This is a genomic window from Pseudomonas lyxosi (genome assembly GCF_047758685.1).
Classification (GTDB): Bacteria; Pseudomonadota; Gammaproteobacteria; order Pseudomonadales; family Pseudomonadaceae; genus Aquipseudomonas; species Aquipseudomonas lyxosi.
Map to the genome: position 1 here is coordinate 373,822 of NZ_CP180481.1, position 23,425 is coordinate 397,246.

The window sequence follows — 23,425 nt, forward strand, 5'->3', positions numbered from 1 at the left end:
GAATGACTGATGGAAACCACCAACGAAAAACCGCAAAACCGGCTTGCCGCCAGGTCGCGGCTGGATATGGCGATCATCTGGCTGATGCTCAGCACGACTCTGTTGATCATCTGGCTCTCATTCACCTACCGGACATCCTGGTCAGCCCATTGGCCAGACTACAGTCACATGGTATCGAGCCTCCCGGAGCCCAGTGCCTGGCTGCGTTGGGTCTTGGGAGACATCAGCGAGGTGGCGTTCTACAAACATGAGTTCGCTTCGATCGGGTTGCTTGCAGGCGCCTACCTGGCCTACTGGGCGAATAGAACGGGAAAAGCCTGGCAAGGCTTTACCATTTGCTACGGCAGCGGATTATGGCCGTGGCTCGTCACCAGCTCGTTGCTGGGCCTGTTGTTGAGCAACCTTCTGTGGGGCTGGACGGTCACGGCCACCAGTTGGCAACCCACGTTTGCCGCCTTTGTTTCGTTGCCGGCGGCGATGGTGCTGATGTTTGGCGGCGGCTGGAAGGTCACGATCAATGGCGCAATCATGGGCGCCGTGTTCGTCACTCCGATGTGCTTGTTGATCGTCAATTACGTCTGCAGCCCCCTCGGATTGCCGGCTGTGATCGGCAACGTCACGGGCATGGCGGTCGCCAGCGTCGGCGCTTTTCTGCTCTGCCGTTACCTGCCGAGCCTGGTGAAGTCCGCCCCACTCAAGAAGCCGTCCGCCCCTGTGCCCGCACCCGTCATCACAAAAACGCCGGACTATGGCGTCGTGTGGAGTCTACGCCGGGTGTTGGCCGACTTTTCGGAAGCGCCGTTCTTCGGCAATGAATGGGCCAGTCTCGGCTTGATCGCGGGCGCCTTGCTGGCTTACACCTTGAACCCGACGAGCCCAGTGTATGGCACGGGCTTGCTGCCCCAACTGATCGCCGCGCAGGCGTTGACCTCGGCGTTAGGGGTAGTGATCTGGCATCGGCAATGGGTATTGCGCGGCTGGCATCCCACCTATGTTCCATTGGTGTCAGTCGTGCCGGCGGCCGTTCTGACGTACGGTGGCAGCTGGCAGGTCATCGCCTCAAGCGCACTGCTGGGGGCATTGATTGCGCCACCACTGGCATGTGCGATTGCCAAGCGGTTGCCGGCCGACATGCACGGTTTCATCGGCAATGTACTGGCCATGGCTATCAGTACGCTGCTGATCATTCCGTTTGTCGGACTGCTGATAGCCAGCTGACGAACGTCGCGACTGGGCTGTATCGCGGACTCAAATCCGGATACAGCCACCTCTCATCACAAGCTAATGAGGTATCACATGGACCTGCCCAAACTGGCCATTGCGGCGCTCGGCGGCACCGTAAGCATGCAAGCCAGGAACGCCGGCGAAGGGGTAATCCCGACCGTCAGCGGCGAAACCCTGCTGGCCTCGGTGCCAGAGTTGGCGACCTTGGCACGCGTCACCGTAGAAACGCTCGGACTGTTGCCCAGTGCCTCACTTGATTTCGACTTTTTGCTGAGTGCCCTTTCCTGGGCGAATGTTCAAATCAGGCAAGGTGCGGTGGGTATTGTCATCACTCAAGGCACGGACACCCTAGAGGAAACCGCCACATTTTTTGACTACTTGTGGGACAACGACGAGCCGTTGGTCCTGACCGGCGCCATGCGTTCGGCAGCCCAGGCAGGGGCGGATGGGCCGGCCAATCTGCTGGATGCTTGCCGGGTTGCACTGGCTGAAAGCAGCCGTCAACGAGGCGTTCACGTGGTAATGAACGGACAGATCCATTCAGCGAACGCCGTCCGCAAAACCGACTCATTGGCATTGCAGGCGTTTTCCTCCCCCATCGTTGGTCCTGCCGGCATGCTGATGGAAAACACTGTCAACTATCTGCGCCTGCCAGTCCGGCGCAGGGTCTTGCCGTTGCCACAGCTGACCACACAGAAGATTGCCCTGCTGGAAGCGTCGCTTTGCGCCGATACCCTGTTAATCGAGAACATCCTCGAACTGGGTTACGACGGGCTGGTGATTGCGGGTTTCGGTGCAGGACACGTTGGCGCGAGCTGGGCGGATGTAATCGAAACCATCGCCAGAAAGATCCCTGTCATCGTTGCCACCCGGACAGGTTCCGGCTCCACGGCTCAATCGACATACGGATTTATTGGCAGCGAGATGGACCTGATCAGTAAAGGTGCATTGATGGCTGGATTTCTCTGTCCACGCAAAGCCCGAATCCTGCTGTGGCTGCTCGTCGGCTGTCAGCGGCAAGATGAACTGGCGCGCTTTCTCGTTCAAAACTGACACACAGCGCACAAAAAAGGCCTGCAATGCAGGCCTTTTTTATTTTCCGAACCGTCCTACGGCTTGTGCGCCCGGGATAGGAATTCGTGAGACTGCATTTCCAGCAGACGGCTGAGCGTGCGCTGGAATTCGAAGTTCAGGCGACCGCCGGTGTAGAGGTCTTTGAGCTCGACTTCAGCGGAAATGATCAGCTTCACGTTGCGGTCGTAGAACTCGTCGACCATGTTGATAAAGCGTCGGGCGATGTCGTCGGTGGTGACGCTCATCTGCTCGACACCACTGAGCAACACGGCGTGGAAGATCTTGCCCAGTTCGATGTAATCGTTCTGGCTACGCGGGCCGTCGCAGAGTTCGCGGAAGTCGAACCAGGCCACGTCATCGCACGTGCGCAAGGCGCGAATTTCGCGGTTCTCGATCATCAGCACGTCGTTTTCGATGGCTGCCGTGCATTCCGGCGTCAGGGCGCGGAAGCTCTTGCGCAGGCTTTCGTGGGACGCTTCATCCAGCGGGAAGTGGAACAGCTCCGCTTGCTCAAGGTGACGCAGACGATAATCGACGCCACTGTCGACGTTGACGATCTCGGTGTTCTGCTTGATCAGCGCAATCGCTGGCAGGAAGCGCGCACGTTGCAGGCCGTCCTTGTACAGACCGTCCGGCACGATGTTCGAGGTCGCGACCAGGGTCACGCCGTTCTTGAACAGCTCTTCCATCAGCGTGCCGAGGATCATCGCGTCGGTGATGTCGGACACGAAGAACTCATCGAAACAAATCACCCGGGCTTCGTCGGAGAAGCGCTTGGCGATGATGGTCAGCGGGTTTTTCTCGCCGCCGAGGGTCTTCATCTCTTCGTGCACGCGCTTCATGAAGCGGTGGAAGTGAGTGCGGACCTTTTCCTTGAACGGCAGCGCTTCGAAGAAGGTGTCGACCAGATAGGTCTTGCCACGGCCGACGCCGCCCCAGAAGTACAGACCCTTGACCGGTGCCACGTCTTTCTTGCCAAACAGTTTGCCGAACAGACCCGGTTTGCTGTGCGAGGCCGCGACCAGATCGTCGTACAGGCGCTGCAAATGGCGCACCGCAGTTTCCTGCGCGGCGTCATGGAAGAATTCCGGGCGTTTCAGATCAGCTTGATATCGTTCTAGGGGCGTCATAATTCGTTAGCAAGGCAACAAAAACGGGCCGTCACTGTAGCGACGGCCCGTGGGAATGGCAATCGGCCCTTGGTCGGACCGAGCCGTTGATTATTCCTGAACCGGGGTCAGGGCAACCCGCAGGGCGTCGATGGCGACGTCGCGAGCGGCGTTGTCAGCAAATGTCGGGCTGTCGCCCACGCATTCGCCTTCCAGCCAGACGCTGAAACTGCGGTCTTCACTGCGCACATCCAACGGCTGACCCGATTGCAACTGCTTGGTCACTTGACCTGCGGTTTTGCCGTCGGCGAAGTTGCGCGACAACAGCAGCTGCTCGCCATCAGCCGCCAGCAGACGGAAACGGAAGCTGCTGTCTTCTTCGCGGAAACTGACAAAACGCGCGGCTTTCGCGGCTTTCTTCTTGGTGGTGATCGCGACCTGGGTCTGAGCGACGAAAGAACGCAGACCAACCGCTTCACGCAGTTCGTGGAGGAACGGTGTCGCCACCGAACGAGCCTTTTTGGCACCGATTTGCAGGATGTCTTCCAGATCCGCCGGGCGTTCGATCAACTGGTGATAGCGCTCGCGGGACTCGCCCAATTCGTTGTCCAGCAGCTGGAACAGACGATTCTTCGCCTCGCCCCAACCCAGGCCTTGCAGCAGTTCGCTGCGGAACTCGTCGGCCTGCGCAGCAGTGGCGAACGCCTGGAACAGGGTGAACAGGTGCGAGTTGTCCGGATCTTTCGCTTCGCCCGGCGCTCGGGAGTCAGTAACGATCCGCGAAATCGCGTCCTTCATTTCCTTGGCGCTGCTGAACAATGGAATGGTGTTGTCGTAGCTCTTCGACATCTTGCGACCGTCGAGGCCTGGCAGCGTGGCGACGCTTTCTTCGATCAGCGCCTCGGGCATGGTGAAGAATTCTTTGCCCTGACCGAACAGATGGTTGAAGCGCTGGCCGATGTCACGGGCCATTTCCACGTGCTGGATCTGGTCACGGCCGACCGGCACCTTGTGGGCGTTGAACATCAGAATGTCCGCGGCCATCAGCACCGGGTAGCTGTACAAGCCCATGGTGATGCCGGCGTCCGGGTCTTCACCGGTTTCGACGTTCTTGTCCACCGAAGCCTTGTAGGCATGGGCGCGGTTGAGCAGGCCCTTGGCGGCAACGCAGGTCAGCAGCCAGGTCAGTTCGGGGATTTCCGGGATGTCGGACTGGCGATAGAAGGTTACGCGGTCCACATCCAGGCCACCGGCCAGCCAGGTCGCGGCGATTTCCAGGCGCGAGCGCTGGATACGCAGCGGGTCATCGCATTTGATCAGAGCGTGGTAGTCGGCCAGGAAGTAGAACGAATCGGCATTGCTGTCACGGCTGGCAAGGATCGCCGGGCGGATGGCGCCGGCGTAGTTGCCCAGGTGCGGCGTGCCGGTGGTGGTGATGCCGGTGAGGATACGGGTACGAGTCGTCATGGGTAATCGCTTGTCAGACTGCAATCAATTCGAAAGACGCGGCAGGATCAGATCCTTGAGATCGGTCAGCTTGCCATGAAAAAAGTGTCCGCATTCTGCCACTTTCAGCAGCTCATGGGGGCGTTCGAGCTTGTCAGACCATTCGTAAACGAGCTGCGGATCAATGACTTCGTCGGTTTCTGGCTGAATCAGGGTCAGCTCGCCGTGTTGCGGCAGTTGATCCTGATCGCCCAGACGCATCACCGCAGGCGCGACCATGAACAGGTGCTTGAGCTGCTCACCCTTGGCTTCCAGACGTCCGCCGAGACTTGCTGCAACAAAACCGCCGAAGGAGAATCCGAACAGCGTCAGCGGCAACTCGGGGTGTTTGGCTCGCAGCCATTCGGCAACGGCTTGGGCGTCGTCGACTTCGCCGGTGCCCATGTCGTGGGTGCCTTCACTGGCACCGACGCCACGGTAGTTGAAACGCAAAGTAATCAAACCGGCGTCGCGCGCGGTGCGCTGCAAGGTCGAGACGACTTTGTTGAGCATGGTGCCGCCCTGCACCGGGTTTGGGTGGCAGATCAGCGCCAGGCCGCGGGGCTGCTCGCTATCAAGGTAAAGGGCTTCCAGTTGGCCGACCGGGCCATCAATCACTACAGGGGTTTCGCGCATAAGCAAGGAAGGAACTCCGTGACCTCGAATCGGGTCGACTCGTCTAGCAAATTGTCTGTGCCAATCTATTGCGAGTGAATCGCGGTATACAGCGCAGGTTCGAGCCGTTAACGTAAAGCAAAGCCGTTTATAGAGGAAGGACTCGTGGAACACTCGCTCTTAGTTTGGTTGTTGCCGACTCTTGCCCTGGTTGTGGGTGTCGCCATTGGTTTCCTGATCGCTCGCCTGGTGCCGAATGCTGCGCCTAGCAGCACGCAACGTCAGCTGGATGACGTTCAGGAACGTTTCGACAGTTATCAGAACGAGGTGGTCACCCACTTCAACAGCACTGCAACGCTGGTCAAGAAACTGACTGCGAGCTATCAGGAAGTGCAGGATCATCTCGCCGAGGGTGCCAACCGCCTGGCCCTGGACGAGCAGACCCGTCAACGCTTGCTGGCTTCCCTGCACGCCGACGCGGCCCAGGCCCCGCGCGAACGCCTGACGCCGCCGCGCAACCAGGAGCCGCCACGCGATTACGCCCCCAAAGCCCCGAACGCGCCGGGCATGCTCGATGAGCATTACGGCCTGAAGAAATAATCAGGTTTCGCGCGATACAAAAAGCCCCCGGACGAGTAATCGCCCGGGGGCTTTTTTGTTGCTGAGTCTATATCTCTAGTGCCTGATCCGGCCCCTTATGGGTACTGCTGAACCGTACCTTGCTGTTGCTGACCACCATACTGCTGACCCGGAATCGCCTTCAAATTGACCTCGACCCGGCGGTTCTGCGCCCGACCATTGACGTCACCGTTGCTGGCAATCGGGTTATCCGGCCCGGCACCGCGAGCCGACAGGTTGGCACCGCTCACGCCCTGAGACGTCAGGTAAGTCGCCACGCTCTGGGCGCGACGCTGGGACAGGTCCATGTTGTGCTGGCGGCTGCCCGTGCTGTCGGTGTAGCCGACGATCTCGATCTGGTTCTGGCTGAACTCCTTGAGCGAGCCCGCCAGATTGTTCAGCGGCTGATAGAAACCCGACGCGATGTTCGCCGAATCGGTGGCGAAGGTGATGTTACCCGGCATGATCAGTTTGATCTGATCACCCTGGCGCTGCACTTCCACCCCGGTGTTGGCCATGCTGGCGCGCAGCTTTTTCTCTTGCTGGTCGGCGTAATAACCGTAACCGGCAGCGGAAGCACCCACCACCGCAGCGCCAATCAGCGCGCCCTTGCCACGGTTATCGTGACTGATGGCGGCACCGGCCAAAGCACCGGCCAGAGCGCCGAGGCCACCGTACTTAGCGGTTTTGCTCATGCCCGTGGAACCACCGTCGGCCTGGCCCTGGTTGTCGTAAGGGTTAGGCGTGGCGCAGCCAGACAGCAAGGCCACAGCCGTAGCGACAATAATCAAACGCTGCTTGGTGAACATGAAGAGCTCCTACTTTTTTGCATTCTGTGGTGCAACGGACTAAGGCATTAAACCTTTGCGGGCGTTGGATCATGTGGGATGAAAAAAATTCCGCGGTGCGTCTTCCCAACTGCAGAAATCAGGCCCGCACAAAAGGGTTCTCGCGCATTTCATCGCCCAGACGCGTGTCTGGACCATGCCCGGTCACCACCGTCGCCTCTTCGTCGAGAGTGTACAGCCGCTGCTTGATCGACCGCACGATGGTCGCCTGATCGCCACCCCAAAGATCCGTGCGCCCTACTCCGCGACGGAACAGCGTATCGCCGGCAATCAGCAGCTTAGCCTCTGAAAACCAAAAGCTCATGGAACCCGGCGTATGACCCGGTGTGTGCAACGCCACGCCGCAGCCGCAGGCCAGTTCTTCATCATCGGCCAACCAGCGATCCGGCGGCGGCACCTGCGTGTAGGGCACACCGAACATCTGGCACTGCATCTCCAGGTTGTCCCAGAGGAATTGATCTTCTTTATGCAGATGCAGGGTTGCGCCGGTTTTCTCCTTCAACTGGCCGGAAGCCAGGAAGTGATCGAGGTGCGCATGGGTGTGAATGATGCTGACCACCTTCAAGCCCAGTGCGTCGAGCCGCGCGAGGATCAGTTCGTGATTACCGCCCGGATCGACCACGATGGCCTTTTTGGTGATCGGATCGCCGATGATCGTGCAGTTGCACTGCAAAGGGCCGACGGGGAAGGTTTCGCGGATGAGGGCTGTATTCGGGGTTTGCATGGGGTTAATCCTGGTGCCAAGGCTGGGTACTGCGGTTATGATCCGCAAAATTGATAGGTTATCCTCGCGCCGCGCCTATTTTGAAACAAGACGGCAGGAAGCCAATGTCTGGTTCAAACGACTCTTGAAGCGTTTTTTGTAACGCTCAGCCCAAAAAGGATAATCCCATGCAAGAAGACTATCTCCTTCGTCAGGACATTAAAGGTATCGAAGCCTGGGCACAGGTCTGAGCCATGCCTGAGATCCCGGAAGACTTCAGCTGTAAAACGGCCTGCGCATTTGTGGCAGGACGCTCGCACGTCCAGACTCAAACGCCTTGCCAGGACTATGTCGCGGCCAGAGAGTCCAACGAAGTGACGTGCATTTCATTGGCCGATGGGGCTGACTCCAGAGCCAGATCCGACATCGGTGCCCAGGTAGCGGTCACGGCGACCCTGGCCTTTGTCTGCAAAAACTTTGAAAGCCTCTGGCAAAACATGGACAAACACAACGCGAAGGCAGCCCAGCGACTGGTTAATCGCTGCCTGGACGCGTTCAGACGCAAATCTGCAAAGCTCGGAGGCGATATCAACGACCTGGCCTGCACCTTGTCGTTCGTCGCTTACTCACGAGGCCGCTACCTGGCAGGCCACTTGGGCGATGGCGTTATCGCAAGCCTTGATGCAGACGGACAACTCCTGGCCCTTTCCCATCCAGAAAATGGCGAGCTCGCCAATACCACCCTGCTTCTGACTGACCATAAAGCGGCGTCGCGGCTCAGGTTGTACCGTGGGCAAATCGAAGCCACCACTGGCTTCGCGATCATGAGCCACGGCATCGCAGAAAGCCTCTATGACAAATCCAGCGCCGTCCCCGCCCCGGCGATCCAAGAGCTGCTGGAGTGGAATGCAACGTTGCCCAGAAAAAAAATGAGGGAAGTGCTGGGTGACAACCTGCAACAGTCCATTGCCAGTAAAACCGCAGATGACTGCTCCATCGGCTTACTGTCGATCCTGAAGCACTCCATCGACGTGGGGCAAACATCCGGAGTGACTGTCTCAGAGGATAAATGACCGAAAACCTCTGATCGCAAGGCCCAACTTGTTTCGGAGGTCTTCAAACGGCGATTACTGCAATACACCCAACTCTTTCGCCCTGGCGACCGCTTGCGTTCGCCGCTCCACCCCAAGCTTGCTGTTGATATGGCTGGCATGGGTTTTCACCGTGTGCAGCGAGATAAACAGCTGATCGCTGATTTCCTGATTTGAACAACCCTGGGCGATCAGTCGCAGGACAGCCATTTCCCGCGTACTGAGTTGTTCCGCGGCGGCGGATGACTCCACTGCGGGACGGGCTATCTCTGCCGGAAGTTGTTCTGAAAGGCTCTGTGAAACGGGCGTCGGTGCACCGAGTTGAAGTTGTCCACGCAGCCAGTCCGAATGTTCAGCCAACAACCTGTCAAACGGTTGCAGCACTCCACCGGCCGCCGCTTCCAGCGCCTGACTCAGTGCCTTGCGGGCCTCGGGTTCGCGTCCGCACCCCAGCAATAACGTCACTTTCTGAGTCAGTGCCATCACACTGAGCAGTTGCCTGCCCGTTTGCTGCCCATGCTCAAGCAACGCGTTCAATCGCCCTTCCGCCAGCATCGGCTGCCCCTGAATGACCTCCAGCAAGGCCTGCTGCAACTCGATATGCAGCGGCAGTTGCGGATGGAACTCCGGAGGGGCTGCCGCGTGTTCGCCGTTGTAGGTCTGGCCCAAGCGAGCGAGCCAGGCTTCGGCCAGATCGGTACGCCCCTGAGCCAGCCAGAGTTCGCATTTGACCAGGGTGATCATCGCCAGGTAGTAGATCGGTGGCACGTCCCAGATGTGCATCAGGCGTTCGGCTTCGGCGAGTTCGGCGAAGGCTTTGGCGAATTCGCCGCTGATACCCTCAAGCCTGGCGATCACGCAGTGGCCGATCAATACGCTGATATCACGACAGGCGCGTGCTTCATTCAAACCGGCTTGCAAGCGTGCCCGCGCGGCTTGGGGCTGCAAGCGCAGGGCTAACAAAAAGCCTTCGTACAAAGTCAGTCGGGCGCGTACGGCATAAAGCCGTTGCGGGGATAACCGTTGCAGGCGTTGCAACCCCTGACGCACTTCATCCAGCGAACGCAGGATTTCCCCTCGCGCTTGCAGCACGCGAGCGCGGTCATAATGGGCCAGCGCTTCGAACAGCGGGTTGCCGACCCGTTGCGCCAACTCCAGAGATTCACGGTTCAACCCGCGGGCACGCCACAAATCGCCGTCGGCAATGGCCAGGTTGGACAGGGTCGAGAGGCACATCAGGCGCTGCCCGTAGCGTTTGGCGGGCAGGCTCTCCTGCGCTTCGGTGCAATAGAGCAGCGTCAGCTCACGATTGCCGCGCCCGCGCGCGATGATCCCGCTCAGGGCCAGCCATTGCGCCAGCATGGATTTCTGCGCAGTGGCCGACGGGGCCGGCAGGAAGCGACTCAAATGACTGGCCAGCTCCTCGGCGGCGTCCAGCTGACACGCCAGCCCCAACGCCCAGCTGTACAGCACGATCAGCCGTGGCGTGCTGATCAGCAGGCTGTCGGGCAAGTCCATTTTCCAGCGCAGCAACATGCCGACGTTCTGTTCGGCCAGCAGTTGCTCTTCGGAGAGGTTCTGCACCAGGTTCGCCGCGACATCCAGGTGCCCGGCACGCAACGCCTGCTCAACTGCTTCATCGAGCAGTCCCTGGGCATTGAACCAGCGACAGGCGCGCAAGTGCAGGCTGGCCGCTGGCACCATCGCTTGCGCGGTAGGCCGGGTGCGCAACAGATCGGAAAACAAATGGTGGTAGCGATACCAGTGACCGTTTTCATCCAGTGGCACCAGGAACACCTGATGGGCCAACAGAAAACGCAGGATCTCGGCACTGTCATGGGCTTCGCGAACGGCGTCGCACAGTTCGCTGCAAAAACGTTCCTGAGGTGCTGTGTCGTAAAGGAATGACTGCACCTCGGCGGGCAGACAATCGATGACTTCTTCGAGCAGATAATCGCGGATCAGCCCTTCCCCGCCATGCAAGGCCTGCGGCAAAGCACCCTGGGAGCCCGCTTCAGACGCCGCCAGCAGCCAGAAACGCAGTCCGGCGACCCAACCTTCGCTGCGCAGGATGAGGCTCTCCAGCGCTTCGCCGCGCAAGGAGCTGCTGTGCCGATCAAGCAGGGTCAAGGCTTCGTCGTGAGTCAGGCGCAAGTCCTGCTCATTCAACTCGAGCAGTTGCCGCGACAGCCGCAGGCGCGCCAGATGCCAGTCCGGCCGCTGCCGACTGGTGACCATGACCAGCAAGCCGTCAGGGAGGTGATTGAGGAAAAATTGCAGGCAGCGATCGAGAACCGGGCCCTGCGCCAGATGGTAGTCATCAAGCACCAACAGCAGGGGCGTATTCGAAGACAGGTGCACGGCCAACTCATCGAGCAAACCGTCCAGCCATTCTTCAAAAGCAAACGGTTGATGCCGCTGCCGCATTTTCAGCAGCCCCAGGGACTGACTGCCGAGTTGCGGAAAAAAGTCCTGGAGGCCTTCGAGCAACCGCTCAAGAAAACGTCCGGGATCGCTGTCTCGCGGACTCAACCCCAGCCACAGACTTTGCCAGTGAGCCGGCAAGCCCTGACAGAACTCCACCGCCAACGAACTCTTGCCAAACCCCGCCGGTGCGCTGACCAGCAACAACCTGCCACCGAGGCCCGCACTCAAGCGCTCGCACAGACGAGGCCGCAGCACATGGCCATCGGGCAACGGAGGCCGAAAAAAACGCCCGTCCAGTACCGCGACGGCAACGCTTGCAGGGCCCGGGTGTGGGGACAGATCAGTCATGGCCGGCTCTTGTTTGAATGGCGGTTGGCGGCGTTGCAGATGTCCGCAGCCTAGCGGTAAACGAAGAGGGAATGAAGGTTATTGCTACAAATGGCTACAAAAAGAATACAAGCAGAAGTGCCGAGCAAACCCGACAGTCACACCGACCTCGTAGCAGCTGTCGAGCTTGCGAGGCTGCGTTCGGCTGCGCAGCAGTCGTGAAGTCAAACGCTGCGGTGCTTCAGGACAACCTTGCATTCAGGTTTTACGACTGCTTCGCAGCCGAACGCAGCCTCGCAAGCTCGACAGCTGCTACAAAGATCTTTGTGAACTGAAAAAAAAACGCCCCGAACCAGTCGGGGCGTTTCTCGAGGATGCGGCCTCTGTTCAGGACAGCTTAGCGAACACCATCCTGGCGCAGAGCGGCCGGAGTGAAGTCGCTGGTGGTGGCGGTGAAGCCGAAGTCATACGCCGATTTCTCTTCGTTCTTCATGCCCAGCGCCAGGTAGCGGCCCGATTGCAGGTCGTACAAGGTTTCCAGGGTGTACCACGGCACTTGAACGTTGTAGTAATTCTGGGAGTGAGCTTCCGCCACCCGCCACAGTTGATTACGACCGTCGTAGTGGTCGATCACGGCCGCTTGCCAGGTGTCTTCGTCGATGTAGAAGTCACGCTTGGCGTAGATGTGACGCTGACCTTCCTTCAAGGTAGCCACCACATGCCAGACCCGGCGCAGCTCGTAACGAGCCAGGTCCTGGTTGATGTGACCGGCCTTGATGATGTCGTCGTACTTGAGTTGCGGCGAGTCGAGTTTGTAGCTGTCGGAGGCGATGTACATCTCTTTCTTGCCTTCGAGTTTCCAGTCGTAACGATCCGGCGCACCGTTATACATGTCCAGGTTGTCGGAGGTACGCAGGCCATCGGCTGCGGTACCCGGCCCGTCATAGGACACTTGTGGTGCGCGACGCACACGACGCTGGCCGGCGTTGTAGACCCACGCCGAACGTGGCTCTTTCACCTGGTCGAGGGTTTCGTGCACCAGCAGCACACCGCCGGCCAGACGTGCCGGCGCGGTCACTTTCTGCTTGAAGTAGAACAGGATGTTGCCCGGGTTCGCCGGATCGTAATCCTTCATCTTGTCGCGGAACACGAACTGGTCCTGGAAGTACACCAGGCTGTACGAGCCGTTCGGCTGCGGCGTGGCCTGGGTCACCAGACGGGTCACGCTGCCACCGCGATAGCGGGTGATGTGGTTCCAGATGACTTCGACGCCGGTCTTCGGAATCGGGAATGGAACTGCGGTTTCGAAGTTCTCCAGACCGTTGCCGCCGGACACCAGGTTAGTGGCGGTGGCGTTTTTCTTGATGGAGGCAAACACGGCATCCGGCACGGTCGCGCCGCGATGGGACGGGTAAACCGGCATCTTGAAGGTTTCCGGGTAGCGCTTGAACATCGCGTACTGACCCGGAGCGAGCTTGTCCTTGTACTGGTCGACGTTCTGCGCCGTGATGGTGAACAGCGGTTTTTCACTGGCGTACGGGTCGGACAGGAAGCCTTTGCCGTCGACGTTGCCGGCGTTTTTCGCCATCGGTTTCCAGGCCGGGATCGATCCGTCAGCGTTGCCTGCCATCTCGGCGCCCATCGGGGTCAGGCTCTTGCCCAGTTTGTCCGCTTCGGCCGCAGGGACCGCCGCCATGACGCCGGTCGCCAGCAGCGAAAGCCCCAGAACACCGACGTGGAACAGACTCTTTGTTATTTTCATAGGTGTGTTCGTCCTGATAATGCAGTGCTTAGAAGTTCACGCCGAAGCTGAGCGCAACGAAGTCGCGGTCATCGACGGTGGTGTACTTGCCATCAAAGAAGTTGGTGTAAGCCAGGCTCGCGGTGTAGGTGTTCTGGTACTCGGCATCGACGCCCAGGCTCACCGCTTTGCGACCTTCCTCGAAGTTGCCGCCAGGGCCAGGTGAGTAGCCTTCCACGTCATGAGACCAGGCCACGTTCGGCTTGAGGTTCACACCGGCGAATACGTCGTTGTATTCCCAGATGGCACGACCGCGGTAGCCCCAGGAGTTTGCGGTGGTGAACCCGTCGTTTTCGCAGTAGCGACTCACGTTGTTTTGTGGTCCGCCGGCCAGGGTGCCGCTGTTCAATGTCTGGCACTGACCACCTGGCAACGGGCCCGGGCCGTAGCTCGGGTCACGGCCGTAACGCGCTTTGTTAGTGCTTTCCAGACCACCAACGTGAGTAAAGCCGACCTCACCCACCAGGGTCAGTCGCTCAGCGCCCATCACCTGGTCGAAGAAATGAGTAAGGGTCGTCTGGAGCTGGGTCACTTCCTTGCGGCGATAGCCTTTTTGATCCGCCCCTGGCGTACCCTGGAGTACGGAAACGTTAGGGTTCAGAGGTGTCAGACCGGAAAAGAGAATGTCGGTGGTGTTGAGCTGAACCGGAGCATTCGGCCGGTAGCTGACTTCACCACTCCACGCAGTACCTGTCGGTAACGTGGTAGAGAAGCTCAAGCCATACAGGCGAATATCTTCAGGGTACTCGACGTAGTAGCTGGAGTTACCGGCCACATTCAATGGCAACAAGGTCGGTGCCAGGTTACGCGCGACAGCAAGAGGAACACCCCTGGCCACCAGGGAGCCCACCAGGCCCGCCGCGCTGTAAGCGCTCGCCGGAGCACCTTTGCCGCTGAAAATCGGCGCACGGCTGTGGTAGTTCATGAAGTAGGCGCCGAACTCGGTGTCCAGCGGATCGAACATGTATTTGAAGGACACGCCAAATTGACCGCTGTCACGGGCATCGCGATCCGGACCGCGACGAACGATTACGCCTTCATCCGGGTCTCCCCAGTTCACGCCTCCGGCAGCCAGGGTGTTGATGCTGGCATTACGAAGCGAAGCCGGCAGCCCCGCAGCCGTCAGTGCGCTGTTAAGTCCGTTACGGGTGCGCAGTACGGCCAGGTTGTTGTCGCAGCCATCCGAAATCACGTCCGGTTGCGAGAAGAAGGTGCCGCAGTTGTCGGTAACGGTCTGGTCCCATTCGAGCTGGTAGAAGGCTTCGGTCGAGAGGTTCTCGGTGAGGCTCTGGGACACGTAGAACATGTTGACCGGGATCAGGCCTTCCTTGATCTCGGCACCGGGACGACGGAACGCGGATACGTCGATCGGGTTGATCGAGTTGATACCGCCGCCGATGAAAGTACTTTCACCCCAGCTCACTACTTGCTTGCCCAGACGCACGGAGCCCGGCTGATCGGCAACGGAGTAGTTGTGGTAGACGAAGGCGTCGAGGATCTGGCCGCCGGAGGACTTGGCGCCTTCCTTGCGGTTGCTGTCGCTGATGTCCTTGAACGGACGGTCTTCGTCCTTGAGTTCGAAGTCGTACCAGTATTTGCCACGAACGAAAACACCGGTGTCGCCATATTTCAATTCAAGGTCATGGATGCCCTTGAAGATCTTGGAGAACGTTTCGCCGCTCTTGAAGTTCAGGTGACCGTCGTCGGAAGTCTGGGACAGGCCACGGCCGCCGTTGTTGACGCCGATGAGGTTCTTGTTGGCATTTTCAGTAGACCAACTGGCACCGATCGACAGGGACGAGTCGAACTGACCTTCGATTTCACCAACGTTGAAACTGACGCCGAATGCTGGCCCGGCGAGCGTAGAGGCAAGACTGACCGCCAGGGGCAGTTTTGCCCGGCGCCAGAACTGGTTTACTGATGTCATCGACGCTACTCCATGTGCATTTTATTGTTATGGCAGTGAGCACTTCTAAAAACGCTGTGGATGACTGGGAGCCAAGGTGTCCCTAAGTCATTCCAAAGTTGCATCGCCCCGGTTTGTGCGTTTGCTCCGTTCTTAAAAATCCTTGAGCGGACTATAGCCAGCAGGTAGTACTGCTTGATCCCTCTAAAGTGTGATTTGCAGCTGCCAGCCACTCTGGAACAGTCCTTTGCCAAGCCGACACCTGTCGGCACGGCAAGGATGGCTGAAATTTCAGATTTGACAAGCCAAGCGCTTGCTTGGTGGGGCTGGCGTGCCCTTTTGGGCACGCCAAGTGACGCTTAAAGCGTCGAGAGGAAGGTGCTGTTGTTGGCTTGCCATTCGGTGATGTCGACGCGAATACGCTTCTTGTCGAGTTTGCCGACACTGGTCTTGGGAATTTCAGTAACAAGGGCGATCTGGCTCGGGATGGCCCACTTGCTCAGGTGCCCCAGTTCCACGAACGGCTTGAGGTGTTCCTTCAGTTCTTTGGCCCCGATCTCATGGCCTTCGCGGACCACCAGCAGTGCGAACGGTCGTTCGCCCCACTGCGGATCGGCGATGCCCACAACTGCTACTTCGCGTACCGCAGGGTGGCGGCTGATCAAGTCTTCAAGGTCCAGGGAGGAGATCCACTCGCCGCCAGTCTTGATCACATCCTTGATCCGGTCGCGAATGTCGATCACACCCATGCTGTCCAGGGTCGCAACATCACCGGTGTGCAGCCAGCCCCCGGCCCAGAGCTCGGCGCCCTTTTGCGGTTCGTTGAAATAACCCTCGGTGAGCCACGGCGCACGCAGCACCAGTTCGCCCTGGGTTTCGCCATCGGCGGGCAGGAAGTTACCGTCGGTGTCGACGATCGCCGCCTCCACCAATGGCCCCGGCACACCGGCCTTGATCCTGTACGTGGTGCGTTCGTCTTCGGTGCCGGCCATCAGCTCATCGTTGAGGTGGGCACACGACACCAACGGCCCGGTTTCCGACATGCCGTAAGCGGCGGTCAGTTGAATGCCCTTGGCCTTGGCCGCGTCGTACAGCGCACGGTTCAGCGCACTGCCGCCGATGACGATTTTCCAGCCACCGAAATCCGTGCCTTGCGCAGCTTTGGAATTGAGGACCATTTGCAGGATGGTCGGCACGCAATGGGAAAAGGTGACCTTCTCCTTGCGCCACAGCTCCACCAGGTACTCAGGGTCATAGCGACCGGGATAGACCTGCTTGAGCCCGAGCATGGTCGCCACATACGGCAAGCCCCAGGCGTGCACATGGAACATCGGGGTAATCGGCATGTAGACGTCGTTGGTGCCCAACAAACGCACGCTGTCGATGGCGCCCATGATGGTCGACACACCCATGGTGTGCAGCACCAGTTGCCGATGGGTGAAATACACGCCTTTGGGATTACCGGTGGTGCCGGTGGTATAGAACGTGGTCGCGACCGAGTTTTCGTCGAAGTCCTGGAAGTCGTACTGCGTGCTCGCGGCCGCCAGCAATTGCTCGTACTCGCCAATCAGGTTCGGCAAGTCGGCGGTTTTCTCCGGCAGATCGGTCAGCAGAAGGGTTTTCTCTACCGTGGTCAGGTGCCCGGCAATGGCCTGGTACAACCCGACGAACTCGCTGTTGACCAGCACAAAGCGGTCCTCGGCGTGGTTCATGGTGTAGAGGATCTGTTCCGGTGACAGGCGCACGTTGATGGTGTGGATCACCGCGCCGATCATCGGGATGGCGAACATGCATTCCAGATAACGATGGCTGTCCCAGTCCATCACCGCCACGGTATCCCCGGCCTTGACGCCGGCCGCCGTCAGCACGTTGGCCAGCCTGGCGACCCGTTCGATCAGGGTCGGATAGCTGTAGCGCAACTGGTCGCGGTAAATGATCTCGCGGGTTTTTTCATAACGAGCGCCGGACATCAGCAGCCGTTTAATCAGCAACGGATACTGGTAAGCGCCTTCGGCTGGAGGGATAACGCGAGTCTGCAACATAAGAGTCCCTTTTCTGACTGCACGGTCGTGGCTGAAAGTAAGCACTTTAGTGCGCTTGGACGCCAGCCAAATCAGCCAAAGGAATGATTTGCAGAAACGGGCAAAATACTAGCTTTACGCCACTACCTCTGGCGTGTTTCGTCGGAAATTCGGGATCTGCGCTGTAAAACGTTGCAACGCATGCACGTAACACTTGTCTGTCAGCCTACGTACCATACGGACACGATGAGCCGATCGGTTGGCAGCCGAACAGTTGCCCCAGGTCGCCCGACCTTCAACCTCATCTTCAAGAGAAGGATCTTGTTCACTAGACCTGTCTGGTCACACGCCATCGGTATTGCATATAACAATGACTATTGAATTGACCGCCCCCCAGAACGGCACCTCCACACAAGTGCCTCTGGTTTCCATCGTGGCGCCCTGTTTCAACGCGCAAAAGTACCTGGAAGACGCCATCAAGAGCATCTTCGCCCAGGACTACCCGAACTTCGAAGTCATCATCGTGGACGATGGGTCCAGCGACGACAGCCTCGCCATACTCAAGCGCTTGCAACAAACCTATGACTTCCAGCTGTATTCGCAACCGAACCGGGGCGTGAGCGCGGCGCTCAACCACGGCTTGCGATACGCCAAAGGCGTCTATGTGTCGACGCCGGACCTGGATGACATCATGCTGCCGGAGTCAGTGCGTATTCGCGCCGAATACCTGGACAAGCACCCGAATGTCGGCTGCGTAGGTGCGCTGATCAGCTACATGGACAGCGATGGCAACACCCTCAAGCACCAACAACGCGACAAGATCCACACCTACAACTTCGATCAGGTCCTCAGAGGTGCCGTCGTGATCGGCGCCCCTGTTGCGCTCTACCGCATGAAAGCGATGCGAAGTGCCGACTTCTACGCGCCGAAGCTGCGGGTTCAGGACTTTCAGATGACGTTGCGGATCGCCCGGCTGGGTTATGAGATCCATGAACTGCCGATCTGCATGACCCGCTATCGCCGTCATGCCAACAACCTGTCGAGAAAATACCGGATATTGCTCCAGGCGGACCTTGAGGCGATCGAACCGTACGTGAACCATCCCGGATACCACAGCGCCCGCACCAAACTGGTGAACAAGGCTCTCAAATATGCCGTGGTCGAAGACAAGAAAGAAGCCTGGCAGCTGTTGCGCTCGATTCCCTGGCGGCACCTCAATAGAACCAGCTTCAAACGCTTCAGGCGGCTGGTATTACATCGCTAGCCGCCTCAACGGGCCTCAGTGCATCTCGGTAAACGCGAGTTTCACGCCGATGGCGATCAGTACCGCGCCCATGGTCCGATCAAACCAGTGGCCCATCCGGGCAAAACCTGCACGCACGCGCTGCTGGCTGAACAGCATCGCCACCAGGCAGAACCACACAGCGGTGGCAACCGCGAGGTAGACCCCGTAGCCCGTCTGTACCGTCAGCGGCGTGTGCGGATTGATCACCACGGTGAACAGCGAAAGGAAGAACAGCGTCGCTTTCGGGTTCAGACCGTTGGTCACGAAACCCGACGTAAAGGCGCCGCGAGCAGTGCGCTCACCCGCTTCCTTGTGCAACTCGTCAGCCGCAGGCTGGGCCGGCTGTGCTCGCAGGGCCTTGAAGCCGATGTACAGCAGGTACGCGGCGGCAGCCCATTTCAGGGCATTAAACAACACGATCGACTGGGACACGATCAGGCCAATGCCGAGCAACGAATAGCCGACGTGCAGGAAAATCGCCGTGCCAACGCCCAGCGCCGTCCAGGTGCCAGCGCGACGGCCATGGGTCACGCTCTCACGCACCACCACGGCAAAGTCCGGGCCGGGGCTGGCCACGGCCAGCAAGTGAATCAGGGCAACGGTCAAAAACTCTGTCCAGTACATGGGGGGTCCTTTTGGCCAAGCGTAACTGTTTGTTTCATCTGGTAGGCTCGGCAGATTACGCCTTCAGTTCATTGCACAAAAGGTACAGTTGATGACGAACACTCACCGCGCCGTTTTCCTCGACCACCCGTCCCTGGACCTGGGCGACCTCGACCTCAGCCCGCTGCAAGAGTGTTTCAGCGACTTACAGCTTTTCGCCCAGACCACACCGGACCAGGTGATCGAACGCCTCAAGGGCGCTACCGTTGCCATCAGCAACAAAATCCTGATCGACGCCGCCGCCATCGCTGCCAGCCCTGAGCTGAAGCTGATCCTGATCACCGCCACCGGCACCAACAACGTTGACCTCGCCGCCGCCCGCGCCCACGGCATTACCGTCTGCAACTGCCAGGGTTACGGCACGCCGTCGGTGGCGCAGCACACGATCATGTTGCTGCTCAATCTGGCAACGCGCCTGGCCGATTATCAAAAGGCTGTCGGCGAAGGTCGCTGGCAGCAGGCGAAACAGTTCTGTCTGCTGGATTACCCGATTGTTGAGCTGGAAGGCAAAACCCTCGGCCTGCTCGGTCACGGCGAACTGGGCGGCGCGGTCGCACGACTCGCCGAAGCCTTTGGCATGCGTGTACTGCTCGGCCAGATTCCCGGGCGCCCTGCCCGGCCGGATCGTTTGCCACTGGATGAGCTGCTGTCGCAGATCGATGCGCTGACCCTGCACTGTCCGCTCAACGAACACACCCGCCACTTCATCGGAGCCCGTGAACTGGCCTCGATGAAACCCGGTGCATTCGTGGTCAACACCGCACGCGGTGGCTTGATTGACGAACAGGCCCTGGCCGATGCCCTGCGCAACGGTCACCTGGGTGGCGCGGCCACCGACGTGTTGAGCGTCGAGCCACCGACCGCCGGCAATCCGCTGCTGGCCCACGACATTCCACGGTTGATTGTCACCCCGCACAACGCCTGGGGCAGTCGCGAGGCACGCCAGCGAATCGTGGGCCAGTTGACCGAAAACGCTCGGGGATACTTCAGCGGTAAAGCACTGCGGGTCGTCAGTTGATAGACTGCGGCACTTTTTTTCACAGGAGCAGAGTATGGATCCGCGCAGTGAAGTACTGCTTCGTCAGGCCGAGTTATTCCAGGGTTCGGTGCTGCTGGCCGGTTTGCCCGCCGATGACCTGCTGGGCCGTCTGCCCGATGCTCATGGCTGGTGCTGGCATGCCGGCGATCAAGCAGCGCTGGATGCCCGCTTCGCCGAGCGTAGCCATTTCGGTGTGACTGTAACGGAGCGCGCGTTCGACACCGCCGTGGTGTTTCTGCCCAAGTCCAAGGACCTGACCGACTACATCCTCAACGCCCTCGCCTCTAAACTGGCCGGTCGTGAACTGTATCTGGTGGGGGAAAAACGCAGCGGCATCGAAGGCGCGGCCAAGCAACTGAACCCCTTCGGCAAACCGCGCAAGCTCGACAGCGCGCGGCATTGCCAGCTGTGGCAGGTGACCGTGGCCACTGCGCCAGAAGCCAAGTCGCTGGAAAGCCTGGCCCAGACTTATGAGTTGCCGCTGGCCGAAGGTCCGCTAAAAGTCATCAGCCTGCCGGGCGTGTTCAGCCACGGTCGGCTGGATCGCGGCAGCGCGCTGTTGCTGGAGCATCTGGACAAATTGCCGAGCGGCCATTTGCTGGACTTCGGTTGCGGCGCGGGTGTGTTGGGAGCCGCCGTGAAACGTCGTTATCCACACAACCAGGTCACCTTGCTTGATGTGGATGCCTTTGCCGCCGCCAGCAGTCGCCTGACATTGGCCGCCAACGGTCTGGAAGCTGACGTGATTACTGGTGACGGTATCGACGCAGCACCGATGGGCTTGAGTGCAATTCTGAGCAACCCACCGTTCCATGTCGGGGTTCACACCGACTACTTCGCCACCGAGAACTTGCTGCGAAAAGCCGCAAAACATCTGAAAAACGGTGGCGAACTTCGTTTGGTGGCGAACAGCTTCCTGAAGTATCAGCCGCTGATCGAGGAGCATCTGGGTGTATGTGCGATCAAGGCTGAAGGACAGGGTTTCAGGATCTACCGAGCCAAACGCGGCTAGAACCTCTTTTAAAAAAGAGGCTTGCCCAATCGGATTTGCCTAGGCAGAATCCGCTCCGTCCTAGGGGAGTAGTCTCCCACGAGCGCCATGCTCGTCCGGCATACGTCAACATACTTGGTCAACAGACCATGGCGTATGCGACCCAAGCGTCCGCATCAGACGGATCGCAGGGTTTGACAAGACCTATGACACGAACACCTTACCCGGGGCGGGGAGGCTGTACGTGTCATAGCCGTGTCGACCCGCCCCTTAGGAAAACCCTGATGCTGGATTCACTTCTCGTTCCCACCGCAATCGTTGCCTTGGCCGAAATCGGCGACAAGACGCAACTGCTCGCGCTCATTCTCGCCGCTCGCTTTCGCAAACCCTGGCCGATCATCGCCGGTATCGTCGCTGCAACCCTGGCCAACCACGCGGCAGCCGGTGCGGTAGGCGCCTGGGTCGGTAGTTTCTTCTCGAATGCGACGCTGCACTGGATCCTCGCCGCGAGCTTCACCGCGACGGCGTTGTGGACCCTGGTGCCGGACAAAATGGACGACGACGAAGCCAGCACCGCACGCAAGTTCGGACCGTTCCTGACCACGTTGATCGCGTTTTTCCTTGCGGAGATGGGCGACAAGACACAAGTCGCCACGGTGATGCTCGCGGCGCAATACCCGGAACTGTGGCTGGTGATCATCGGCACTACCGCCGGCATGTTGATTGCCAACGTGCCAGTGGTTTTGGCGGGTAACTTTGCCGCGGATAAATTGCCGTTGACGTTAATTCGTCGCCTGGCGGCGTCGGCATTCTTCATCCTCGCCATTGTCGCGGTGTACAAGGCGATGCAGAGCAGCGGGTGGGTTTAATGTTGTAGGTCGGTAGACCGCGTTATCGTTCTTCGCGAGCAAGCCCGCTCCCACATTTGACCGAGCTCTTCCAGAGCAAATGCAGTCGAATGTGGGAGCGGGCTTGCTCGCGAAGGCGTCAGTGGCCTCACCGCATGACTATCATTATTTCTTGGCTTTCTCGTACAGCGGCATGACTTTCGGAATCGCCGCCTGCAAAGAAGCAATACGACTCGACGACGCCGGGTGAGTACTCATGAACTCCGGCGGCGAACCTTCCGAGGCCTTGGTCATCTTGTTCCACAGGGTGATCGCGGCGTTCGGGTTGTAACCGGCGCGAGCGGCCAGTTCCAGGCCGATCAGGTCCGCCTCGTTTTCATTGGCGCGACTGTTGGGCAAGGTCATGCCGTAGTTGGCCACGGTATCCGCCAGCGCCAGGCTGTCCTGACCCAGACCGAACAAGGCACCAGCGCCCTGCTTGGCCATTTCGATGCCGTAAGCCTTGGACATTGCTTCACGACCGTGCTCGCGCAGGGCGTGGGCGATTTCGTGGCCCATGATTGCGGCGATTTCATCATCGGTCAGTTTCAGGCTGTCGATCAGCCCCGTGTAGAAAATGATCTTGCCGCCAGGCCCGCAGTTGGCGTTGAGTTCGTCACTCTTGATCAGGTTGACTTCCCATTTCCATTGGGCCGAATCCGGACGGAAAACCGGCGCCTGGGCAATCAGCCGGTCGGCAATCGCCTGGACACGTTTGGCCTCATTACTGGTCTTGTCGAGCACGCCTTTGGTGTTCGCCTCACCGACAGTCTTTTGATAAGACTGGGCGTACATCTGGTTGACCTCGTCGGTCGACAGCATGCTGAACATGTACTGTTTACGCTCAACACCTACCGCACCACCGCTGGTGGTATTGACCGACTGACAACCGGCGAGCAGCAGACTTGCGCTCAGTGCACACACAACCAATGTCTTGTTCATCAAAAAACTCCCTGAAAACATGCCGCGTATCCTAGGCGGTGAATTGTATCGGCGCCAGATACAACGGACGTGTAGCACACACTAATTCATTTACGACATCAAACATTCCAAAACAGCCAATTCGCCAAACCCCGCTCATGGCCATCGCCCCCGTGCCGATACAGCACCGCAGACGTCCTCTTGCGTGCGGAGCACCCATGAAATTCAAGTCGATCCAGTTTTCCGTGGCCGCTCTCGCCGGCGCCATCGTTCTTAGTGTCGTGGCAGCCCTGGTGCTGTACGCGTTGTTTTCCGGCGCACGGACACAAGACATGATCCAGCAGCGGACCCAGGCACAATTCGAGCAAGTCATCGAACAACGCCTGACGT

General features: G+C 59.2%; 19 protein-coding genes and 1 riboswitch. Of the genes, 8 read left to right on the forward strand and 11 right to left on the reverse strand.

Annotated elements, in window-relative coordinates; all coding sequences use genetic code 11:
- The first annotated feature begins 9 nt into the window (after positions 1–9).
- Positions 10–1,218 (forward strand): hypothetical protein, encoded by a 1,209-nt coding sequence (locus tag ACMXYI_RS01770; protein ID WP_415771319.1) that lies wholly within the window; start codon positions 10–12, stop codon positions 1,216–1,218.
- Positions 1,219–1,296: 78 nt separating this feature from the next.
- Positions 1,297–2,277, forward strand: a complete 981-nt coding sequence (locus tag ACMXYI_RS01775; protein ID WP_415771321.1) for an asparaginase — start codon at positions 1,297–1,299, stop codon at positions 2,275–2,277.
- A 56-nt stretch (positions 2,278–2,333) separates the two neighbouring features.
- Here ACMXYI_RS01775 and zapE read toward each other — a convergent pair whose 3' ends face one another.
- The 3 genes from zapE to ACMXYI_RS01790 form a co-directional block, all read right to left on the reverse strand.
- Complete coding sequence (gene zapE / locus ACMXYI_RS01780) at positions 2,334–3,428, reverse strand: cell division protein ZapE (RefSeq protein ID WP_415771323.1); 1,095 nt, start codon at positions 3,426–3,428, stop codon at positions 2,334–2,336.
- A 90-nt stretch (positions 3,429–3,518) separates the two neighbouring features.
- Entirely contained in the window at positions 3,519–4,874 is a 1,356-nt protein-coding gene (locus ACMXYI_RS01785) for a tryptophan--tRNA ligase (protein WP_415771325.1), read from the reverse strand.
- A 24-nt stretch (positions 4,875–4,898) separates the two neighbouring features.
- The gene (locus ACMXYI_RS01790; RefSeq protein ID WP_415771327.1) at positions 4,899–5,528 is read right to left on the reverse strand and encodes an alpha/beta hydrolase; all 630 of its coding nucleotides are present in this window, start codon (positions 5,526–5,528) and stop codon (positions 4,899–4,901) included.
- A 144-nt stretch (positions 5,529–5,672) separates the two neighbouring features.
- Here ACMXYI_RS01790 and ACMXYI_RS01795 point away from each other — a divergent pair, with 144 nt between their 5' ends.
- Positions 5,673–6,107, forward strand: a complete 435-nt coding sequence (locus tag ACMXYI_RS01795; RefSeq protein WP_129441343.1) for a YhcB family protein — start codon at positions 5,673–5,675, stop codon at positions 6,105–6,107.
- A 95-nt stretch (positions 6,108–6,202) separates the two neighbouring features.
- Here the strand turns inward: ACMXYI_RS01795 and ACMXYI_RS01800 are convergent, their stop codons facing one another.
- Together ACMXYI_RS01800 and ACMXYI_RS01805 are read right to left on the reverse strand one after the other, a co-directional pair.
- Positions 6,203–6,934, reverse strand: a complete 732-nt coding sequence (locus ACMXYI_RS01800) for an OmpA family protein (protein WP_415771329.1) — start codon at positions 6,932–6,934, stop codon at positions 6,203–6,205.
- 118 nt (positions 6,935–7,052) lie between these two features.
- A complete protein-coding gene (locus ACMXYI_RS01805; protein WP_415771331.1) occupies positions 7,053–7,697 on the reverse strand; it encodes an MBL fold metallo-hydrolase in 645 nt (214 codons plus the stop codon).
- A gap of 233 nt (positions 7,698–7,930) precedes the next feature.
- Between ACMXYI_RS01805 and ACMXYI_RS01810 the strand changes: the two genes are divergently transcribed.
- Complete coding sequence (locus ACMXYI_RS01810) at positions 7,931–8,749, forward strand: PP2C family serine/threonine-protein phosphatase (RefSeq protein ID WP_415771333.1); 819 nt, start codon at positions 7,931–7,933, stop codon at positions 8,747–8,749.
- 54 nt (positions 8,750–8,803) lie between these two features.
- Here ACMXYI_RS01810 and ACMXYI_RS01815 read toward each other — a convergent pair whose 3' ends face one another.
- From ACMXYI_RS01815 to ACMXYI_RS01830, 4 genes are all read right to left on the reverse strand, one after another.
- A complete protein-coding gene (locus tag ACMXYI_RS01815) occupies positions 8,804–11,542 on the reverse strand; it encodes a LuxR C-terminal-related transcriptional regulator (protein ID WP_415771335.1) in 2,739 nt (912 codons plus the stop codon).
- Between the two features lie 376 nt (positions 11,543–11,918).
- Positions 11,919–13,283, reverse strand: a complete 1,365-nt coding sequence (locus ACMXYI_RS01820; protein ID WP_415771337.1) for a DUF1329 domain-containing protein — start codon at positions 13,281–13,283, stop codon at positions 11,919–11,921.
- Positions 13,284–13,311: 28 nt separating this feature from the next.
- Positions 13,312–15,249: a DUF1302 domain-containing protein gene (locus tag ACMXYI_RS01825; protein WP_415771339.1), complete on the reverse strand. Its 1,938-nt coding sequence runs from the start codon at positions 15,247–15,249 to the stop codon at positions 13,312–13,314.
- A gap of 338 nt (positions 15,250–15,587) precedes the next feature.
- A complete protein-coding gene (locus ACMXYI_RS01830) occupies positions 15,588–17,270 on the reverse strand; it encodes a fatty acid--CoA ligase (RefSeq protein WP_095130433.1) in 1,683 nt (560 codons plus the stop codon).
- Positions 17,271–17,631: 361 nt separating this feature from the next.
- On the opposite strand from ACMXYI_RS01830, the gene ACMXYI_RS01835 reads away from it, so the two are divergent.
- Entirely contained in the window at positions 17,632–18,513 is an 882-nt protein-coding gene (locus ACMXYI_RS01835) for a glycosyltransferase family 2 protein (protein WP_415773843.1), read from the forward strand.
- Positions 18,514–18,528: 15 nt separating this feature from the next.
- On the opposite strand, the gene ACMXYI_RS01840 is transcribed toward ACMXYI_RS01835, so the two are convergent.
- Positions 18,529–19,158, reverse strand: coding sequence for a LysE family translocator (locus tag ACMXYI_RS01840; RefSeq protein WP_415771341.1), 630 nt, complete (start codon positions 19,156–19,158; stop codon positions 18,529–18,531).
- Positions 19,159–19,249: 91 nt separating this feature from the next.
- On the opposite strand from ACMXYI_RS01840, the gene ACMXYI_RS01845 reads away from it, so the two are divergent.
- The 3 genes from ACMXYI_RS01845 (at position 19,250) to ACMXYI_RS01855 (ending at position 22,096) form a co-directional block, all read left to right on the forward strand.
- Positions 19,250–20,215: a 2-hydroxyacid dehydrogenase gene (locus ACMXYI_RS01845; RefSeq protein WP_415771343.1), complete on the forward strand. Its 966-nt coding sequence runs from the start codon at positions 19,250–19,252 to the stop codon at positions 20,213–20,215.
- Between the two features lie 34 nt (positions 20,216–20,249).
- A complete protein-coding gene (locus ACMXYI_RS01850; RefSeq protein ID WP_283189090.1) occupies positions 20,250–21,248 on the forward strand; it encodes a class I SAM-dependent methyltransferase in 999 nt (332 codons plus the stop codon).
- 50 nt (positions 21,249–21,298) lie between these two features.
- Positions 21,299–21,423, forward strand: a riboswitch (yybP-ykoY riboswitch).
- 88 nt (positions 21,424–21,511) lie between these two features.
- A complete protein-coding gene (locus ACMXYI_RS01855; RefSeq protein ID WP_008155932.1) occupies positions 21,512–22,096 on the forward strand; it encodes a TMEM165/GDT1 family protein in 585 nt (194 codons plus the stop codon).
- A 144-nt stretch (positions 22,097–22,240) separates the two neighbouring features.
- Here the strand turns inward: ACMXYI_RS01855 and ACMXYI_RS01860 are convergent, their stop codons facing one another.
- Positions 22,241–23,056 (reverse strand): M48 family metallopeptidase, encoded by an 816-nt coding sequence (locus ACMXYI_RS01860; protein ID WP_415771346.1) that lies wholly within the window; start codon positions 23,054–23,056, stop codon positions 22,241–22,243.
- Positions 23,057–23,425: the final 369 nt, after the last annotated feature.

Excerpts from the sequence above, each read along its gene's own strand:
- ACMXYI_RS01815 (WP_415771335.1), bottom strand. The coding sequence starts at position 11,542 with ATGACTGATCTGTCCCCACACCCGGGCCCTGCAAGCGTTGCCGTCGCG.
- ACMXYI_RS01775 (WP_415771321.1), top strand. The coding sequence starts at position 1,297 with ATGGACCTGCCCAAACTGGCCATTGCGGCGCTCGGCGGCACCGTAAGC.
- ACMXYI_RS01845 (WP_415771343.1), top strand. The coding sequence starts at position 19,250 with ATGACGAACACTCACCGCGCCGTTTTCCTCGACCACCCGTCCCTGGAC.
- ACMXYI_RS01820 (WP_415771337.1), bottom strand. The coding sequence starts at position 13,283 with ATGAAAATAACAAAGAGTCTGTTCCACGTCGGTGTTCTGGGGCTTTCG.
- ACMXYI_RS01810 (WP_415771333.1), top strand. The coding sequence starts at position 7,931 with ATGCCTGAGATCCCGGAAGACTTCAGCTGTAAAACGGCCTGCGCATTT.
- ACMXYI_RS01850 (WP_283189090.1), top strand. The coding sequence starts at position 20,250 with ATGGATCCGCGCAGTGAAGTACTGCTTCGTCAGGCCGAGTTATTCCAG.
- ACMXYI_RS01805 (WP_415771331.1), bottom strand. The coding sequence starts at position 7,697 with ATGCAAACCCCGAATACAGCCCTCATCCGCGAAACCTTCCCCGTCGGC.
- ACMXYI_RS01825 (WP_415771339.1), bottom strand. The coding sequence starts at position 15,249 with ATGACATCAGTAAACCAGTTCTGGCGCCGGGCAAAACTGCCCCTGGCG.
- ACMXYI_RS01855 (WP_008155932.1), top strand. The coding sequence starts at position 21,512 with ATGCTGGATTCACTTCTCGTTCCCACCGCAATCGTTGCCTTGGCCGAA.
- ACMXYI_RS01785 (WP_415771325.1), bottom strand. The coding sequence starts at position 4,874 with ATGACGACTCGTACCCGTATCCTCACCGGCATCACCACCACCGGCACG.
- ACMXYI_RS01840 (WP_415771341.1), bottom strand. The coding sequence starts at position 19,158 with ATGTACTGGACAGAGTTTTTGACCGTTGCCCTGATTCACTTGCTGGCC.
- ACMXYI_RS01800 (WP_415771329.1), bottom strand. The coding sequence starts at position 6,934 with ATGTTCACCAAGCAGCGTTTGATTATTGTCGCTACGGCTGTGGCCTTG.
- zapE (WP_415771323.1), bottom strand. The coding sequence starts at position 3,428 with ATGACGCCCCTAGAACGATATCAAGCTGATCTGAAACGCCCGGAATTC.
- ACMXYI_RS01830 (WP_095130433.1), bottom strand. The coding sequence starts at position 17,270 with ATGTTGCAGACTCGCGTTATCCCTCCAGCCGAAGGCGCTTACCAGTAT.
- ACMXYI_RS01790 (WP_415771327.1), bottom strand. The coding sequence starts at position 5,528 with ATGCGCGAAACCCCTGTAGTGATTGATGGCCCGGTCGGCCAACTGGAA.
- ACMXYI_RS01860 (WP_415771346.1), bottom strand. The coding sequence starts at position 23,056 with ATGAACAAGACATTGGTTGTGTGTGCACTGAGCGCAAGTCTGCTGCTC.
- ACMXYI_RS01770 (WP_415771319.1), top strand. The coding sequence starts at position 10 with ATGGAAACCACCAACGAAAAACCGCAAAACCGGCTTGCCGCCAGGTCG.